The sequence below is a fragment of the Pseudomonas sp. PSB11 genome (genome assembly GCF_014596605.1).
Lineage (GTDB): Bacteria > Pseudomonadota > Gammaproteobacteria > Pseudomonadales > Pseudomonadaceae > Aquipseudomonas > Aquipseudomonas umsongensis.
Window position 1 is genome coordinate 65,486 of record NZ_NOIO01000014.1, and the last position, 15,898, is coordinate 81,383.

A 15,898-nucleotide genomic window follows, 5' to 3' on the forward strand; every position below is an offset into this window, starting at 1 on the left:
GAAATACGACGAGTGCTGCGCTATGCTTCGCGCCGTTGGGCTTTACCGATTTTTTACAGTCAATAAAACGTCTGTAACAGCAAGTAAAACAGCGCATGCTGCATGACAAAGCATAGTGCTTCTTCATAGAAGCCCGGTTCTGGGTAGTAGGAGTGGTGGATGGGTCAGGCAAGTAGTCAGGCAGCGGGTGCCGAACATTCGGCGGCCAAGCCAATCGGCATGCTGGTCGCGGCGGTCGGGGTGGTTTACGGCGATATCGGCACGAGCCCGCTTTACACCCTCAAGGAAGTGTTTTCCGGCGGTTATGGCGTACCGGTCAACCATGACGGCGTGTTGGGGATACTGGCGCTGATCTTCTGGTCGCTGATCTGGGTCGTGTCGATCAAGTACATGATGTTTGTCCTGCGTGCCGACAACCAGGGCGAAGGTGGGATCATGGCCTTGACCGCGCTGGCTCGGCGGGCGGCGGCAGGGCATGCGAAATTGCGCACGCTGTTGGTGGTCTGCGGACTGATCGGTGCAGCGCTGTTTTACGGTGACAGCATGATCACCCCGGCGATTTCCGTACTCTCGGCGATTGAAGGCCTGGGGCTGGCGTTCGAGGGTATCGACCATTGGGTGGTGCCGCTGTCGCTGATCGTGCTGGTGGGGTTGTTCCTGATTCAACGTCACGGCACCGCGCGCATCGGCATTCTGTTCGGCCCGATCATGGTCACCTGGTTCGTGGTGCTGGGGGCATTGGGTGTGCATGGGATCATCCTGCACCCGGAGGTGCTGCAGGCGATGAACCCGGCGTGGGGCGTGCGTTTCTTCGTCGTGCACCCAGGGATGGGCGTGGCGATCCTTGGTGCGGTAGTGCTGGCACTGACCGGTGCCGAAGCGCTGTATGCCGACATGGGCCACTTCGGCCGCAAGCCGATTGCCCGCGCGTGGTTCATTCTCGTGCTGCCAGCGCTGGTGCTGAACTATTTCGGCCAGGGCGCCTTGCTGCTCGGTGATCCGGAAGCTGCACGCAACCCGTTCTACCTGCTGGCGCCAAGCTGGGCGCTGATCCCACTGGTCGGGTTATCGACACTGGCCACGGTCATCGCTTCGCAAGCGGTGATTTCCGGGGCGTTCTCCCTGACCCGCCAGGCCATCCAGCTCGGCTATATCCCGCGTATGCATACCCAGCACACGTCCAGCGCCGAACAGGGCCAAATCTACATTGGCACCGTCAACTGGGCGCTGATGGTGGGTGTGGTGCTGTTGGTTCTGGGCTTCGAGTCTTCCGGAGCCCTGGCGTCGGCCTACGGTGTGGCGGTGACCGGAACCATGCTCATGACCACCATCCTGGTCTCGGCGGTCATGTTGCTGCTGTGGAAGTGGCCACCGATTCTGGCGGTACCGGTGTTGTTGGGCTTCCTGCTGGTAGACGGTCTGTACTTCGCTGCCAACGTGCCGAAAATCGTCCAGGGCGGTGCCTTCCCGGTGATTGCCGGTATTGCGCTGTTCGTATTGATGACCACCTGGAAGCGAGGCAAGCAACTGCTGGTGGAGCGTCTGGACGAAGGTGGACTGCCGCTGCCGATTTTCATCAGCAGTATCGCCGTACAACCACCGCATCGCGTTCAGGGCACCGCCGTATTCCTCACCGCGCGGCCAGATGCCGTGCCTCACGCCCTGTTGCACAATCTGTTGCATAACCAGGTGCTGCACGAGCAAGTGGTGCTGTTGACGGTGGTGTATGAGGATATTCCGCGCGTGCCGCCGTCGCGACGCTTTGAGGTCGACTCCTACGGCGAGGGTTTCTTCCGGGTGATCCTGCACTTTGGCTTCGTCGACGAACCGGACGTGCCGCAAGCGCTGAAGCTGTGTCATCTGGAGGACCTGGATTTCAGTCCGATGCGCACGACCTACTTCCTCAGCCGCGAGACAGTCATCGCCTCCAAGCTCGAAGGCATGGCCCGCTGGCGTGAGGCGCTGTTCGCCTTCATGTTGAAAAACGCCAACAGCAACCTGCGCTTCTTCAACCTGCCGCTGAATCGGGTGATTGAGCTGGGGACGCAGGTGGAGATGTAACCTCTGCGTCATCAAAAAGCCCCCGTCAGCCTTATGGCTGCGGGGGCTTTTTCGTGGTCGGGTGCAATCCGAATACTGTGCCAGTCCCTTGTGGGAACGAGCCTGCTCGCGAAGAAGATGGCGCATCCAGCATCAATGCCGCCTGATCCACCGTCTTCGCGAGCAGGCTCGCTCCCACAGTGGTTCAGTGCGGCCAGGATTATTCCTGGGCTTCGGTTTCCTGCACTTGCCGCTTCTGGATCACATCCACCAATCGCTGCGCGAGGGCCGGGTAGTTCTCGTCGAAGTGGTGACCGCCAGGCAGCTTGATGGCTTCGCCCACCGCGCTCTTGTCGGTGCAGCCGCTTTCGTCGACTTCTTCTTCACCGTAGATGCACACCACTTTCGCAGCGGGCAGCTTGGCCATTTCCGGGCCGGTGGCGGCTTCCTTGCCAGCGTTGCCGAGCCAGCCTTCGACTTCGATTTCGAAGCTGCCGGTGCGAGCAAAGGCCAACAGGATAATGGCGTCGACGCGTTGCTGCTCGGACTCTGCCAGGCGGTTGTAGATGGCTGGCAGCACATCGGCGCCAAACGAGTAGCCGGTCAGGATGAAGCGCTTGGTGCCCCATTTCTGCCGGTAGTGCTGCATCAGCTCGGCGAGGTCCAGGGCGCTTTGCTCGGGGCTCTTGTGCTGCCAGTAGTAGCGCAGGGTGTCGATACCGACCACCGGGTAGCCAATCTTGGCCATTTCACCGGCGACGTCGCGGTCCAGGTCACGCCAGCCGCCGTCACCAGAGAGGAACAAGGTGACGGTGTCCTTGGCCTGGCCTGCGGGCACTTCAACCACTGGAATCTGCAAGCCACCGGCGTCCTTGTCGCCACCGACCAGCAGTTTGCGCAGTTCGTTGTTCAGCACTTGCGGCAGGTTGATGTCGTAGTCGCTGATGCTGGTCTCGGCGTTGGGCTGGTCACGTACGAAACCGGCGCTGGTGTCGTCCGGGTTGTCGTTCCATGCCACCAGCCAGTGGCCATGGGAGGCGCTCTTTGGCAGCAGATGGGTGCAACCGGGCTTTTCCAGGGCCAGGTCAACCGACACGGCCTGTGCCTTGTCGTTCTTCTGTTCGGACAACCAGCGCCAGGCCAGCACCGCGCCCGGGCCGATCCCGCTGACCAGGGTCGCCGGGCCGTTGAGTTCCCGCAAGCCCGACTGCAGGGCACGGCTTTGCAGCAGGCAGTCCTTGGGCAGGATCACCTGGACGATCTGCGCAGCACCGCTGCGGCTCAGGGTCAGCAATTGCTTGTCGCTGAGTTTCTGGTCTTCGTTGACCGCCACCAGTACCTGGGCCTTTGGCGTGGTGCCGGGGATCACGCGGATCATCGCCGCGCCATCGGTCGGGGTCAGCAGTTCGAGGGTCGGTTCCGGTGCCGGGCGTTTGAGATACCAGTAGCTACCACCGAGAATCAGGGCCACCACTACCAGGGTGCCCAGTACATAGCGCAGGGAGCGTTGAATCATCAGCGTTTCACCAATCCAGTCAAGCCGCCCGCGATCAGGGCGGCAGTGTCGGCCAAGGCCACCAGCGGATCGAGTCCGGCGGGCACGGCCATATAACGGGGTTCCCAGTCAGGCTGGAACTTGTCTTTGAAACGGCGCAAGCCTTGGAAGTTATAGAGCTGCTCACCACGGCGGAAGACCATCGAGCCCAGGCGCTGGGTCAAGGGTGCACCCCGACGGGGTTGCAACCCCGACAACGGCACCATGCCCAGGCTGAAACGCGCGTATCCGTGACTCTTATAATGTTGGATCAGGCCGACCATCATGAACTCCATGGTCAGCTTGGGGGCGTCTGGGTGCGCGCGCATCAGGTCGAGGCTGGCCAGGTCATGGCTGTAGGTCTCGAGCAGGTTGGCGAACGCCACCGGGCGCCCTTCGAAACGGATCACGGCAATGCGAAAGTGCTTGAGGTAATCGTCGCTGAAGCGGCCAAGGGAGAAGCCTTTCTCGCGCACGTTCTTGCCGGTCAGCCAGGCATCTGAAATCACCTTGAGCTCATCCATGGGCGCCTGGCCCGGTTCATGGATTTCCAGCGACAGGCCATCGCGGGTGCCACGGTTCCAGGTGTAGCGCAGGTCCTTCATCTCTTTGCCCTTGGCCTCGAGGTCAAAGCGCTTGAGGTCGACCCTGGCTTCTTCGCCGAGCTTGATCGCGGTCAGGCCGATGTCCATGTAGTACGGCAGGTTCTCCGCACGCACTTGATAGAACACGGGGCGGGCGTGATGGATGTCGCACAGGTCGCGGAACTGCCAGATCATTTCCGCCCGTTGCTGGCCGGGACCGATCGGGTCATACAGTGCTACAAGGCTGCGGCCGCGGCGGGCGTACATCAGGAACGCTTCGTCGTTGGGGTGGAACAGCAGCGCCTTGTCGCCGGTCAAGGCCAGGCCGCCATCCGGTTGCGCGGATGCCATGAGGATCTTGCTTGCGCGCTCCAGTTCATCGGCTGTCGGCAGGTGGATGACCGGGCGAGCGGTCCGTAGCAACCAGGTCAGGGACACCACCACCAGCAGGACCGCCGCGCCGAGCAGCGAGCGCAAGCCACGGGGGGCATCGGCATCGAGGGTGAACTGCCACCAGAGTTGATGGCTGTACGGCACGTCCTGGTACGCGAACAACAGCAGCCACATCGAGGCGCCGAGTACGCACACGCTGGCCACCAGGTATAACGGGGAGAACGGCACTTCGGTCAGGCGACTGGGGCGATAGAAGGAACGCCGGAACACCCCCAGCAGGCTCGCCGTCAGCACCATCAGGCTGGCTTCCTCCCAGTCGAAGCCCTTGAGCAGGGAGAGCAGGGCGCCAACCAGCAGCAATATGGTGGTCAGCATCCAGGCAGCCGACAGTCGACGACGCAGGCCCTGGGCCAGCAACAGGCACAACACGCCGATCAGGCTGGCGCCAAAGTGCGAAGCATCGACCAGGCGGTGCGGGATCAGAAAGCCGATATGTTCAAGGCGTGTGTCGATTTCCGGGGTCGCGCCGGAGAACAGCAATACAACGCCGGACAGGAACACCAGCACCGCCAATATCGGCGCGGCCAGGCCTGAGGCGGCGCGCAAGGTCTGGCGCGTCTGAAACAGGCGCTGGCCTTCGCTGATCAACAGAAACAGGCAGGCCACCAGCATCGGCAGCACCACATAGATCAAGCGGTAGAGCAGCAGGGCGGCGGCCAGCGGCGCGGCACCGAGTTTGTCGGAGAAGGCCGCGAGCAAGATCGCTTCGAACACGCCGACCCCGCCCGGAACATGGCTGAGCACGCCAGCGGCCAGGGCCAGCAGGTAAACCAGGAGAAACGCGCCAAACGGCGGCGCTTCGGGCAGCAACAAATAGAGCACCGTGGCGGCGGCGGCCACGTCGAGTGCGGTAATGACCAGTTGCAGAAACGTCAGGCGGCGCCCGGGCAGGCGCAAGGTGCGGCGGCCGATCTGCACCAGGAGATTATCGGCGTACGGTTGTTCCGGCAGGCGCCGACGGTAGATGCCGATGGCCAGTACCGAGAACAGCAACAACACAGCGGTCGCGATGCTGCCCAGCAGAACGGGCGAAAGCCTTAGGGCGGCGGAGGCTTCGGACAGGTCACTGAGTGTCGCCAGCGCGGCAAGCGGTGGCAGGGCGCAGCCGAGCGAGAGGCTGGCGAACAGCGTCATGCGTGCGACTTCAGTGGCCCCCAGGCCATGGCGCGCATACAGGCGGTAGCGGACCGAGCCGCCGGACAGCATCGAAAGACCGATGGCATTGCCGATCGCGAAGGCGGTGAAGCCGCCCAGTGCCAGGGTTCGCGGTGCCAGACTGACGCCTGCGTAGCGGCTGGCCGACCATTCGTATCCCAGCAGAATGATAAAACCCGCGACGGTAGCGCCCAGCGCACCCAGCAGTGCCGGTTGCGGAACCTCGAGGATCGAGTCGTGCAAAGCGTCCAGGTCGAGTTCGCTCAACAAGTGACGGCAGGCGATCAGCGCAATGGTGAACAGCAGCAGGGTAACCGCCAGGCCGATGGGTTGGCGGTATTTGCTGATCAAGTCAAGCAAGTGCAGCCGCTGCGCCTTGATCGGTTGGGTCGCTGTGACGGTGTCTTGTGGATCAGACGAGTTGGCGCGCATCAATCACCTCTTGGATTGTGCGCGACAGGATGGGGGTATCCAGCCAAGTTACCAATCCCTGTAGAAAAAAATAATCACGAATATTAACGCCTGGCACCGAGTCCCGGTGACAGTTCGTCTTCAGTCGTAGGGGGTGCAATGTGCGATTGAGCATAGTCGGAACTCAGCGCATCGGTGACCCGCAGGGCTCACCACACAGTGACAGATCATTGTTGCGAAAGGACTTTTTCTACAGATACAAAAAAGGCCACTCTTTCGAGTAGCCTTTTTTGATGTTTGGTTGCGGGAGCCGGATTTGAACCGACGACCTTCGGGTTATGAGCCCGACGAGCTACCAGACTGCTCCATCCCGCGTCTGTGTGGCGGCATTCTATAGAGAATCGCTGGGGTGTCAACCGTTAATCCAGAAATGAAGCAAATAAGTGTGAGAAGGGGCAAAACAGCAGGCGCAGGGGCGTAAGTTTCGGAATCACAACGATTTCTCATGTCGACGAGCTGCAGGCGGCCATGAGGGGGGAGGGGGCCTTGGGACAAAACTGACGCGCACAAAAAAGGCCACTCTTTCGAGTAGCCTTTTTTGATGTTTGGTTGCGGGAGCCGGATTTGAACCGACGACCTTCGGGTTATGAGCCCGACGAGCTACCAGACTGCTCCATCCCGCGTCTGTGTTGGCAATTCTATAGAAATGCGCGGGGGTGTCAACCTCCAATTTGGATAAAACCTGTTCCTGTTCAATCGCTTAGCTGCAAATCGCGGCGCTCGATCGGCCTGAGAGGCAGGCCTGGCAAGGCCTGAGGCTCTATTAAAGGTAACTTTTCGATTGAGAAAATAAATTTATGGCGATTCACCTGTGACTGAAAAGAACCGTCAAGGTACTGGTGCTATATACAGTTGTCAGTGAGATACTGTTTTTCCTACATCGCGTGACGCTATTTCTACTCCATGAACACCGCGTTGAAATGACCCAGCGAAAAATCATCCACGTCGATTGTGATTGCTTCTACGCCGCCATCGAGATGCGGGACGACCCGCGCTTGGCTGGAAAGCCCCTGGCGGTCGGCGGCTCGGCGGACCGGCGTGGGGTGATCGCCACCTGCAACTATGAAGCCCGGGCTTACGGCGTGCGCTCAGCCATGTCTTCAGGGCATGCATTGAAGCTGTGTCCGGACCTGACGATCGTCAAGCCGCGCATGGACGCCTATAGAGAGGCATCCAGGGAAATTCACACGATCTTTCGCGACTACACCGAGATCATTGAGCCGCTTTCCCTGGACGAGGCTTACCTTGATGTGTCGGACAGCGCGCATTTTGGCGGCAGTGCGACGCGAATTGCCCAGGACATTCGCCGGCGCGTTTCCCATCAGTTGCATATCACCGTCTCCGCCGGCGTGGCCCCCAACAAGTTTCTGGCCAAGATTGCCAGCGACTGGAAAAAGCCCAACGGATTATTTGTAATCACCCCGGATCAGGTCGAGGCGTTTGTCAGTGGCTTGCCGGTGAGCAAGCTGCACGGGGTCGGTAAAGTCACTGCCGAAAGGCTGGGCAAGCTCGGTATTGTCGACTGCTCACAGCTGCGCGAGTGGGACAAGTTGGCTTTGGTGCGCGAATTCGGCAGCTTTGGCGAACGACTCTGGAGCCTGGCACGTGGGATCGATGACCGCTTGGTCCATAACGACAGTCGCCGCCAGTCCATCAGTGTCGAAAACACCTACGACGTCGACTTGCCGGACCTGCGCAGTTGCCTGGAAAAACTGCCGGAGCTGCTGGATACCCTCGCATCCCGCATGGCGCGAATCGACAGCAGTTATCGGCCGGGCAAGCCCTTCGTCAAGGTGAAGTTCCATGATTTCACCCAGACCACGCTGGAGCAGGCAGGGGCGGGGCGGGATTTGGGCAGTTATCAGTTGTTGCTGACGCAGGCGTTCAACCGTGGTGGTAAGCCGGTGCGGTTGTTGGGCGTAGGGGTGAGGCTGGAGGATTTGCGGGGCGGTTTTGAGCAGATGGAGTTGTTTGAGCGTTAACAACCTTAACGTCAAAAGATCGCAGCCTTCGGCAGCTCCTACCTGAGCGCGCGTTCCCCTGTAGGAGCTGCCGAAGGCTGCGATCTTTTAAAAGGCCTTAATTGGGTCCCGGATCCGCCACCAGCCGCCCGGCATCCTTGGTCAAGGACTTGAGGAATTCGGTCTGCAGCTCCGGGTCGTTGCGAGTCAATTCGATCAGGCTCTGTTCAAGCTCGGTGGCTTCTTCCTCCAGACCCAGTTCCGACAGGCGCTTGACCCGGTGAACCCACTGGCTCACTTCGTCATCTTCAAGGTCGTCGTAAATCAAGCCGTGGGCTTCGAGCAACTTGCCACGCAAGGTGCTGCTCAATGCCAGCGACGAGTCGCTGTGCACATCGTCCTTGGCGTCCTGGACGTTGATCTGCAGCTTGCTCAGGTGATTGAGGTCATGTTCGGCGAACGGGCTGTCCAACAGGTTCAGGCGCAACACGCCGTTCTTGTCGGTGCTCAGCTCGAAGGTTTCCTTGCCAGCCTTGACTTCGACCGGGCGCTCGCTCCAGGGCAGGCTCGAGTACTCCGTGCGCTTGTCGAGCTGCACTTCGTCGATGCCCGCCAGGTTCTGCTGGGCGCGACCATGGGACTGCACGTTCATGAACGGGTTGAGCCCGGCGAAGCCGTAGCTGAACCAGTCCCTGGTCATGCTGTCTGGCAGATTGCCCAAGGCAAAAACGTTGGCCACATTGGCGCCGACCCCGGCCACCACCGCGACCGCACCTAACGGGATCTCATAGACCTCCCGCCAGGGTTGGTACGGCGTGTAGCGATCGTAATGGCGGGTAACCTCGAACTCGGTGACTTCGAAAGTCTTCTGCTCGTGGATTTTCACCCGGCGTTGAGGCAGCTCAAGCACCTTGGGCTCGCCCACATCGATCTGCAGGCTGTGATCAAGCAGTTTGCGCTCGATGCGTTCCTCGTGCTCGCTGCGTTGTGACATGTGATTGGCACAGCCGCTGACCAGCAGGGTGCCGCACAGGGCGGCACCACCGAGGCCTAAGGTGTTTCGCTTGAACATGACGTCTCTATCTGGTTTCAGCGGCGGATACGGGCCTGAAGGAAAGGCAGCACGTCGGCGACCGGCAGCGCTTGCGGCTCGGCCTCGGTACGGCTCTTGTATTCCAGGTTGCCTTCGGCAAGGCCGCGGTCACTGACCACGATCCGGTGAGGAATGCCGATCAGCTCCATGTCCGCGAACTTGATGCCCGGGCTGGTTTTCTTGTCGCGGTCGTCCAGCAACACTTCAAAGCCTGCCGCAGTCAGTTCTGCATACAGCTTGTCGGTGGCTTCGCGAACCAGGTCGGTCTCGTAGCGCAGGGGTACCAGGGCAATCTGGAAAGGCGCCAGGGTGTCGCTCCAGATGATGCCCTTGTCGTCGTTGTTCTGCTCGATGGCAGCCGCAACCACGCGGGAGACGCCGATGCCGTAGCAGCCCATTTCCAGGGTGACCGGCTTGCCGTTCTCGCCCAGCACTTCGCACTTCATCGCCTTACTGTACTTGTTGCCCAGCTGGAAGATGTGCCCGACTTCGATGCCGCGCTTGATTTCCAGGGTGCCCTTGCCGTCCGGGCTCGGGTCGCCGCTGACCACGTTACGCAAGTCGGCCACGGTCGGCACGGGCAGGTCGCGTTCCCAGTTCACGCCGAAGTAATGCTTGTCGTCGATGTTGGCACCGATGCCGAAGTCGCTCATCAACTCGACGGAACGGTCGATGATGATCGGCAGCGGCAGGTTCAGCGGGCCCAGGGAACCGGCGCCAGCGCCAATGGCGTCGCGCAGTTCGGCTTCGGAGGCCATGACCAGCGGGCTGGCGACGCCAGGCTGGTTGGCGGCCTTGATTTCGTTCAGCTCGTGGTCGCCACGGATGATCAGGGCAATCAGCTTGCCTTTCTCTTCAGCGTGCACCACCAGGGTCTTGATGGTCTTTTCAATCGGCAGATTGAATTTTTCCACCAGCGCGGCAATGGTCTTGGTCTCTGGCGTGTCGACCAGGCGCAGCTCTTGCGTCGGTGCCGGACGGGAAGTCTCACGCGGCACGGCTTCGGCTTTCTCGATGTTCGCCGCGTAGTCGGAACCGTTGCTGAAGACGATATCGTCTTCGCCGGACTCGGCCAGTACGTGGAACTCGTGGGAGCCGGCGCCGCCGATGGAGCCGTTGTCGGCTTCAACCGGGCGGAACTTCAGGCCCAGGCGGGTAAACACGTTGCAGTACGCCTGGTGCATGCGGTCGTACGTGACCTGCAGCGATGGCTGGTCGGCGTGGAACGAGTAGGCGTCCTTCATGATGAATTCGCGACCGCGCATCAAACCGAAGCGTGGACGGATCTCATCACGGAATTTGGTCTGGATCTGATACAGGTTGATTGGCAGCTGCTTGTAGCTGCTCAACTCGTTGCGCATCAGGTCGGTGATGACTTCTTCGTGGGTCGGGCCGGCGCAGAAATCGCGCCCGTGGCGATCCTTGAAGCGCAGCAATTCAGGGCCGTACTCTTCCCAGCGCCCGGATTCCTGCCACAGCTCAGCCGGTTGAGTGCTCGGCATCAACACTTCGAGCGAACCGGCGGCGTTCATTTCTTCGCGAACGACGGCTTCGACCTTGCGCATCACTCGCAAGCCCATCGGCAGCCAGGTGTACAGGCCCGAGGCGAGTTTGCGGATCATGCCGGCGCGCAGCATCAGCTGATGGCTGATCACGACCGCGTCGGAAGGCGTTTCTTTCTGTGTGGCAAGCAAAAATTGACTGGTGCGCATGGTTGGCCGTTATCGATTGCTGATGACGAGAAATGACGGAGCATTGTACGGGCGAGTTCCGCTGTCGTACAGGCGTGCGGTCGGTGCGGTGGCAGGAGGACGGGATTGACCCCGTCCTCTGTAGGATTTTTGCGCGTGTTCCCTACGATTCTTCCACGACCTGGGTAGGCGCCGGCTCAGGTTTCGGTGTCGGACCGGCGCGACGGTTCTCCTGGAACCAGTGCAAGGCGATCAGCAGGAGCGTCGGAACCCCCAGCAGGGCGGTAATCAGGAAAAAGTTGTGATAGCCGAACTTCTCTACCATGACGCCTGAATAGCCGCCGATCAGGCGCGGCAGCAAAAGCATGATCGAGCTGAGCAGGGCATATTGCGTGGCGGAGAACTTGAGGTTGGTCAGGCTCGACAGGTAGGCAACGAACGCCGAGGTCGCCAGGCCTGAACTGAAGTTGTCCAGGGAAATGGTGAGGACCAGCATGTTGAGGTTGGCGCCCATGTCGGCGAGCAACAGGAACAATATATTGGTGCCCGCCGACGCAGCCCCGCCAATGAACAGGATCGGCAAGATGCCAAAGCGCACGATCAGCAGGCCGCCCATGCCGGCGCCCACCAGGGTCATGATCAGGCCGAAGATCTTGCTGACGCTGGCGATCTGGTCCTTGGTGAACCCCTGGTCGATGTAGAACACATTCGCCATCACGCCCATCACCGTATCGGACATCCGGTAGGTGGCGATCAGCCCCAGCAGCAGCAGCGCTTGCCAGCGATAACGCAGAATGAAGTCGTTGACCGGCGTCAGCACGGGAGCCAGGCCGCGACGGCCCATGGCCGACAGGCACAGGGCGGTGAGTGTGGTGTAGAGGATCGCGCGCAGGAATGCGCGGTCTTCGAGCAGCAGGTCGAGCAGGCTCACGCCTTCGAACAGCACGCTGGCAAAGTCGGTGTTATAGAGCTGGGTAAACATGGCCGGCACCGACACCAGCAACACGATCAGGACGAACACCGAGGCCAGTTGATGCACGAAGCTGTAGCGCCCGGCCTGCAATTGCGTACGCAGAGGCACCGCAGGTTCACGCATGAACAGCGAGGTGAGCAGCGCCGGCACCATCAAGGCGCCGAACAGCAGGTAAGTGCCAGCCCATGCCGAATGCTTGTAGTTGAAGCCGGTCGAACCGAAGCCTTCGGCGAAGAACAGCGCACCGGCCGTGGCCAGCAGTGCTGCGATGCGATAGCCGGACATATAACTGGCGGCGAGCGCCGCCTGGCGACTGTCTTCGGCGATTTCCAGGCGATAGGCGTCCACTGCAATGTCTTGCGTCGCCGAGGCGAAGGCGACGACCACTGCGATGGCGATCAGCCAGGACAAATGCTTTTGCGGGTCGCAGAAACCCATCCCGACCAGGCCGAGAATGACCAGCGCTTGCGACAGCACCAGCCAGGAACGTCGTCGGCCGAGTTTGCCGAGCAACGGCAGGCGCCATTGGTCGAGCAGGGGGGACCAGACCCATTTGAAGGCATATGCCAGTCCGATCAAGCTTGCATAACCGATGGTTTCGCGCGCCACACCGGCTTCACGCAACCAGACCGAAAGCGTCGAGAACACCAGCATGTAGGGCAAGCCGGCGGCGAAACCCAGCAATAACAGTACGAGCGTCGAAGGGCTGGCATAGGCAGCAAGCGCGGCGCGCCAGGTTTTACGGGGCATGGGCTGGAGTCTGCCTCAAGAAATACGGAAACAAAGCGCGCACTCTAACCGCTGTGCTCTACCGGGCGCCACCCATGACGCTGAATATCAACACGATTGTTCTGGATACTGATGCCCTCCATGCGCAGTCGCGCGCGCTGTTCGTCCCCGGAAGGGCTGCCTGCGGGCAGGCTCAGGCGTCCGCCGGCACCGAGTACGCGGTGCCAGGGCAATTTGCTGTCGCCGGGCAGTTGGCTCAATGTCCTGCCGACCCAGCGAGCGGCGCGCCCCAGTCCCGCCAGTTCGGCGAGTTGACCATAACTCACGACCTTGCCTTCGGGTACTTGCGCGAGCGTCAGGTACAGCGCCGTGCGTCGGATTTGCGCGGCACTCTCGGGTTTTTCGGTCAGCTCGATCACGTTCGCAGTTCCTGAAGTCATTAGCAGTACCGCCTGTAGCGTAAATGCTGGATTGCCAATTGAGAAATGAACTCAATAGAAAAAGTTGGGTCCCTCATTGCTAGGGTCTTATTCCTGAGGATAATGCCGACTTTTTTTCGCGAACCTGAGCCTGTATTTGCTTATGTTGTCCAGAACTTTGCTATGCCTCGCTGTCGTCAGTGCTTCCACTCCCTTGCTCGCGGACACCGTCTGGTTGAAGAACGGTGACAAGCTGAGCGGCAAGATCATCCTGTTCGACGGTGGCAAGCTGTTGGTCCAGACAGAATACGCCGGTGCCGTGCCGATCGACTGGAAGCAGGTCAAGACCCTGGAAAGCGATCAGGAGCTGTTGGTCAAGCAGGATGCCTACACCGGCGAGAAGGCCAAGTCACTGCACGCGGCGCAAGATGGCAAGGTAACCCTGGAAAACGGCGAGGCACCCAAGACTGTCGAGCTGGCGAGCGTCCAGCAAATCCTCAAGCCCAAGCCTGTGGTCGAGGATCTGGTGTGGAAAGGCAATATCGATGCAGCGCTGGATTATCAGCGGGCTGACAAGGATACCGACGACTACGACATCGACTTCAAGACGACGGCGCGCCATGGTCGATGGAGGCATATTGCGGAAGGCGAGTACAACCGCGAATTCCAGGATGACGTGGTCACTACGGACAATTGGCGGGCTGAATACTCGCTAGACCGTTTCCTGACGGAAAAATGGTTTTGGCAAGGTCGCCTGGTGTACAAGCGTGACAAGGTTGAAGACCTCTCCCGCCAGCGTACTGTCGGTACCGGCCCAGGTTATCAATTCTGGGATGACGAGCTGGGGGCATTCTCCCTGGGCTCTCTGATCAACCGCACTGATTACCAATTCAGCGATGGCAGTAAGGAAAACTTCTACTCTGCCGCAATGAAGTGGGACTACAACCGTTACCTGATTGGCAAGAAAGTGGAGTTCTTCACCAATGGCGAGGTGGGCAAGCCGTTTTCGGGCGTGGCTGAGTATGCACTGGATGCCGAAATGGGCCTGCGTTACAAGGTCACGGACTGGGCGTCGCTGAACCTCAAGGCCGAGCGAGATATTATCGACGGAACTGACGATGCCGACCTGGACAAGACCCGCTACACAGCCGGATTTGGCGTGACCTGGTAAGACGCAAAAAGATCGCAGCCTGTGGCAGCTCCTACAGAGGATTGATGTACATCCGGAGGAGCTGCTGCAGGCTGCGATCTTTTTTGGCCTGCGAAAAACCTGCAGGCACAAAAAAGCCCCGCTTTTGAGGGCGGGGCCTTTTACTAAAGCAAGTACAAGTTAGATAACTTGAACTTCTTCAGCTTGCATGCCTTTCTGACCGCGGGTAGCGATGAAAGAAACCTGTTGGCCTTCTTTCAGGCTTTTGAAGCCGTCGGATTGGATAGCTTTGAAGTGAACGAACAGGTCGTCACCGGATTGTGGAGTGATGAAGCCGAAGCCTTTTTCATCGTTGAACCACTTAACGGTACCGGTTTGGCGATTAGACATGGTGTAACTCCTTGAACAAAGATAACTGCGACTCAGGAAGAACCCTGGCCGAGACTGAGTGCAAAGAGCAGGAAAAATTCTTGTAGATGGTTGGATCGAAATTCAACATATCGTGTAGAGATTCTCAGTGACACAAGCAGCACAGTGGCGCCACCTTAACCCTTTTTCCGGAACGTGCCAATGCTTCTTGCGAAGGTTTCTTTGTTTTAAGGATCGACGGTGTGACGCTTCGTCGCCAGTGCAGGTAATTCCTGGCTGTTTGGCGAGAATTGCAGCGCGGACTTTGAACCCGGCGGCGCGCCCGGTAAGATGCCGGACAGATTTTTTCGACCTCGCTATTCAGGACACCCGCCATGAGCATCAAATCGGACAAGTGGATTCGCCGCATGGCGCAGGAACACGGCATGATCGAGCCTTTCGTCGAGCGCCAGATGCGCGGCAGCGATGACAGTCGCGTGATCTCCTACGGCGTGTCCAGCTACGGCTACGATGTGCGTTGCACCAATCACTTCAAGGTGTTCACCAACATCAACTCGGCGATCGTCGACCCGAAGAACTTCGATGCCGGCAGCTTCGTCGACATCCATAGCGACGTGTGCATTATTCCGCCGAACTCCTTCGCCTTGGCCAGCACCGTCGAATACTTCCGCATCCCGCGCAATGTATTGACCATTTGCCTGGGTAAAAGCACCTACGCGCGCTGTGGCATCATCGTCAACGTCACGCCGCTCGAGCCTGAGTGGGAAGGTCACGTGACCCTGGAGTTCTCCAACACGACCAACCTGCCGGCGAAAATCTACGCGAATGAAGGCGTCGCGCAGATGCTGTTCCTCGAATCCGACGAAGAGTGCGAAGTCTCCTACAAGGACCGTGGCGGCAAGTATCAGGGCCAACGTGGCGTCACCCTGCCGCGCACCTGAGTCAGCCGTCCGACGAACCTTGGGAATTCCTGGGCGAGCGTACACTCTATGGAATGTACTGTTCCGATTCGCGTAAGGCGGATCGGGCCATCGCCCAGGAGTGCTTTATGAAGATCGATCCACGAATAAGTGCCGAACTGGCAAGGCTTGAGCCCAATCAGGTTGGCGTCCTGGCCTGGTCCTTGTTGGCACATCCGCCCGTCAGCATGGCGGGGGGCATCCCCGGCCAACCTGATCCAGATACGCCCAACGAACAACCGACCGAACCCGGTGAACCGACCCTGCCGGATGAGCCGCCTCCCGCGCCAGTTGCCTGAGACCCGCTGTCTTCTTCT

General features: G+C 59.9%; 12 protein-coding genes and 2 tRNA genes. 5 read left to right on the forward strand and 9 right to left on the reverse strand.

Annotation, left to right across the window (positions count from 1 at the left end):
* The first annotated feature begins 159 nt into the window (after nt 1–159).
* Nucleotides 160–2,061, forward strand: a complete 1,902-nt coding sequence (locus CGA21_RS17155) for a potassium transporter Kup (RefSeq protein WP_110748744.1) — start codon at nt 160–162, stop codon at nt 2,059–2,061.
* Nucleotides 2,062–2,260: 199 nt separating this feature from the next.
* Here the strand turns inward: CGA21_RS17155 and CGA21_RS17160 are convergent, their stop codons facing one another.
* From CGA21_RS17160 to CGA21_RS17175, 4 genes are all read right to left on the reverse strand, one after another.
* Nucleotides 2,261–3,556 carry a virulence factor family protein gene (locus CGA21_RS17160; RefSeq protein ID WP_188264669.1) on the reverse strand — a complete coding sequence of 432 codons (1,296 nt, stop codon included), beginning with the start codon at nt 3,554–3,556 and terminating at the stop codon, nt 2,261–2,263.
* Nucleotides 3,556–6,198: a bifunctional lysylphosphatidylglycerol flippase/synthetase MprF gene (gene mprF, locus CGA21_RS17165; protein WP_110748748.1), complete on the reverse strand. Its 2,643-nt coding sequence runs from the start codon at nt 6,196–6,198 to the stop codon at nt 3,556–3,558. Before mprF ends, CGA21_RS17160 begins: the two co-directional genes overlap by 1 nt.
* Before the next feature lie 277 nt (nt 6,199–6,475).
* Nucleotides 6,476–6,552 (reverse strand) — tRNA-Met (locus CGA21_RS17170).
* 231 nt (nt 6,553–6,783) lie between these two features.
* Nucleotides 6,784–6,860, reverse strand: a tRNA-Met gene (locus CGA21_RS17175).
* Nucleotides 6,861–7,157: 297 nt separating this feature from the next.
* Between CGA21_RS17175 and dinB the strand changes: the two genes are divergently transcribed.
* On the forward strand, nt 7,158–8,219 hold the full coding sequence (gene dinB / locus CGA21_RS17180; RefSeq protein WP_110748750.1) for a DNA polymerase IV: 1,062 nt from the start codon (nt 7,158–7,160) through the stop codon (nt 8,217–8,219).
* A gap of 97 nt (nt 8,220–8,316) precedes the next feature.
* Here the strand turns inward: dinB and CGA21_RS17185 are convergent, their stop codons facing one another.
* The 4 genes from CGA21_RS17185 to CGA21_RS17200 form a co-directional block, all read right to left on the reverse strand.
* Nucleotides 8,317–9,270: a hypothetical protein gene (locus CGA21_RS17185; protein ID WP_110748752.1), complete on the reverse strand. Its 954-nt coding sequence runs from the start codon at nt 9,268–9,270 to the stop codon at nt 8,317–8,319.
* A gap of 17 nt (nt 9,271–9,287) precedes the next feature.
* Nucleotides 9,288–11,003: a proline--tRNA ligase gene (locus CGA21_RS17190; RefSeq protein ID WP_110748754.1), complete on the reverse strand. Its 1,716-nt coding sequence runs from the start codon at nt 11,001–11,003 to the stop codon at nt 9,288–9,290.
* Nucleotides 11,004–11,145: 142 nt separating this feature from the next.
* Nucleotides 11,146–12,705 (reverse strand): AmpG family muropeptide MFS transporter, encoded by a 1,560-nt coding sequence (locus tag CGA21_RS17195; protein ID WP_110748756.1) that lies wholly within the window; start codon nt 12,703–12,705, stop codon nt 11,146–11,148.
* Between the two features lie 44 nt (nt 12,706–12,749).
* Nucleotides 12,750–13,124: an MGMT family protein gene (locus CGA21_RS17200; protein WP_223194167.1), complete on the reverse strand. Its 375-nt coding sequence runs from the start codon at nt 13,122–13,124 to the stop codon at nt 12,750–12,752.
* Nucleotides 13,125–13,266: 142 nt separating this feature from the next.
* On the opposite strand from CGA21_RS17200, the gene CGA21_RS17205 reads away from it, so the two are divergent.
* The gene (locus CGA21_RS17205) at nt 13,267–14,274 is read left to right on the forward strand and encodes a DUF481 domain-containing protein (protein WP_110748760.1); all 1,008 of its coding nucleotides are present in this window, start codon (nt 13,267–13,269) and stop codon (nt 14,272–14,274) included.
* Nucleotides 14,275–14,433: 159 nt separating this feature from the next.
* Here the strand turns inward: CGA21_RS17205 and CGA21_RS17210 are convergent, their stop codons facing one another.
* Nucleotides 14,434–14,643, reverse strand: a complete 210-nt coding sequence (locus CGA21_RS17210; RefSeq protein ID WP_002554837.1) for a cold-shock protein — start codon at nt 14,641–14,643, stop codon at nt 14,434–14,436.
* Between the two features lie 353 nt (nt 14,644–14,996).
* Here CGA21_RS17210 and dcd point away from each other — a divergent pair, with 353 nt between their 5' ends.
* Nucleotides 14,997–15,563 (forward strand): dCTP deaminase, encoded by a 567-nt coding sequence (gene dcd / locus CGA21_RS17215; protein ID WP_007940589.1) that lies wholly within the window; start codon nt 14,997–14,999, stop codon nt 15,561–15,563.
* A gap of 107 nt (nt 15,564–15,670) precedes the next feature.
* Nucleotides 15,671–15,880, forward strand: coding sequence for a hypothetical protein (locus tag CGA21_RS17220; protein WP_008060697.1), 210 nt, complete (start codon nt 15,671–15,673; stop codon nt 15,878–15,880).
* Nucleotides 15,881–15,898: the final 18 nt, after the last annotated feature.

Excerpts from the sequence above, each read along its gene's own strand:
- CGA21_RS17155 (WP_110748744.1), top strand. The coding sequence starts at position 160 with ATGGGTCAGGCAAGTAGTCAGGCAGCGGGTGCCGAACATTCGGCGGCC.
- CGA21_RS17160 (WP_188264669.1), bottom strand. The coding sequence starts at position 3,556 with ATGATTCAACGCTCCCTGCGCTATGTACTGGGCACCCTGGTAGTGGTG.
- mprF (WP_110748748.1), bottom strand. The coding sequence starts at position 6,198 with ATGCGCGCCAACTCGTCTGATCCACAAGACACCGTCACAGCGACCCAA.
- dinB (WP_110748750.1), top strand. The coding sequence starts at position 7,158 with ATGACCCAGCGAAAAATCATCCACGTCGATTGTGATTGCTTCTACGCC.
- CGA21_RS17185 (WP_110748752.1), bottom strand. The coding sequence starts at position 9,270 with ATGTTCAAGCGAAACACCTTAGGCCTCGGTGGTGCCGCCCTGTGCGGC.
- CGA21_RS17190 (WP_110748754.1), bottom strand. The coding sequence starts at position 11,003 with ATGCGCACCAGTCAATTTTTGCTTGCCACACAGAAAGAAACGCCTTCC.
- CGA21_RS17195 (WP_110748756.1), bottom strand. The coding sequence starts at position 12,705 with ATGCCCCGTAAAACCTGGCGCGCCGCGCTTGCTGCCTATGCCAGCCCT.
- CGA21_RS17200 (WP_223194167.1), bottom strand. The coding sequence starts at position 13,124 with ATGACTTCAGGAACTGCGAACGTGATCGAGCTGACCGAAAAACCCGAG.
- CGA21_RS17205 (WP_110748760.1), top strand. The coding sequence starts at position 13,267 with ATGTTGTCCAGAACTTTGCTATGCCTCGCTGTCGTCAGTGCTTCCACT.
- CGA21_RS17210 (WP_002554837.1), bottom strand. The coding sequence starts at position 14,643 with ATGTCTAATCGCCAAACCGGTACCGTTAAGTGGTTCAACGATGAAAAA.
- dcd (WP_007940589.1), top strand. The coding sequence starts at position 14,997 with ATGAGCATCAAATCGGACAAGTGGATTCGCCGCATGGCGCAGGAACAC.
- CGA21_RS17220 (WP_008060697.1), top strand. The coding sequence starts at position 15,671 with ATGAAGATCGATCCACGAATAAGTGCCGAACTGGCAAGGCTTGAGCCC.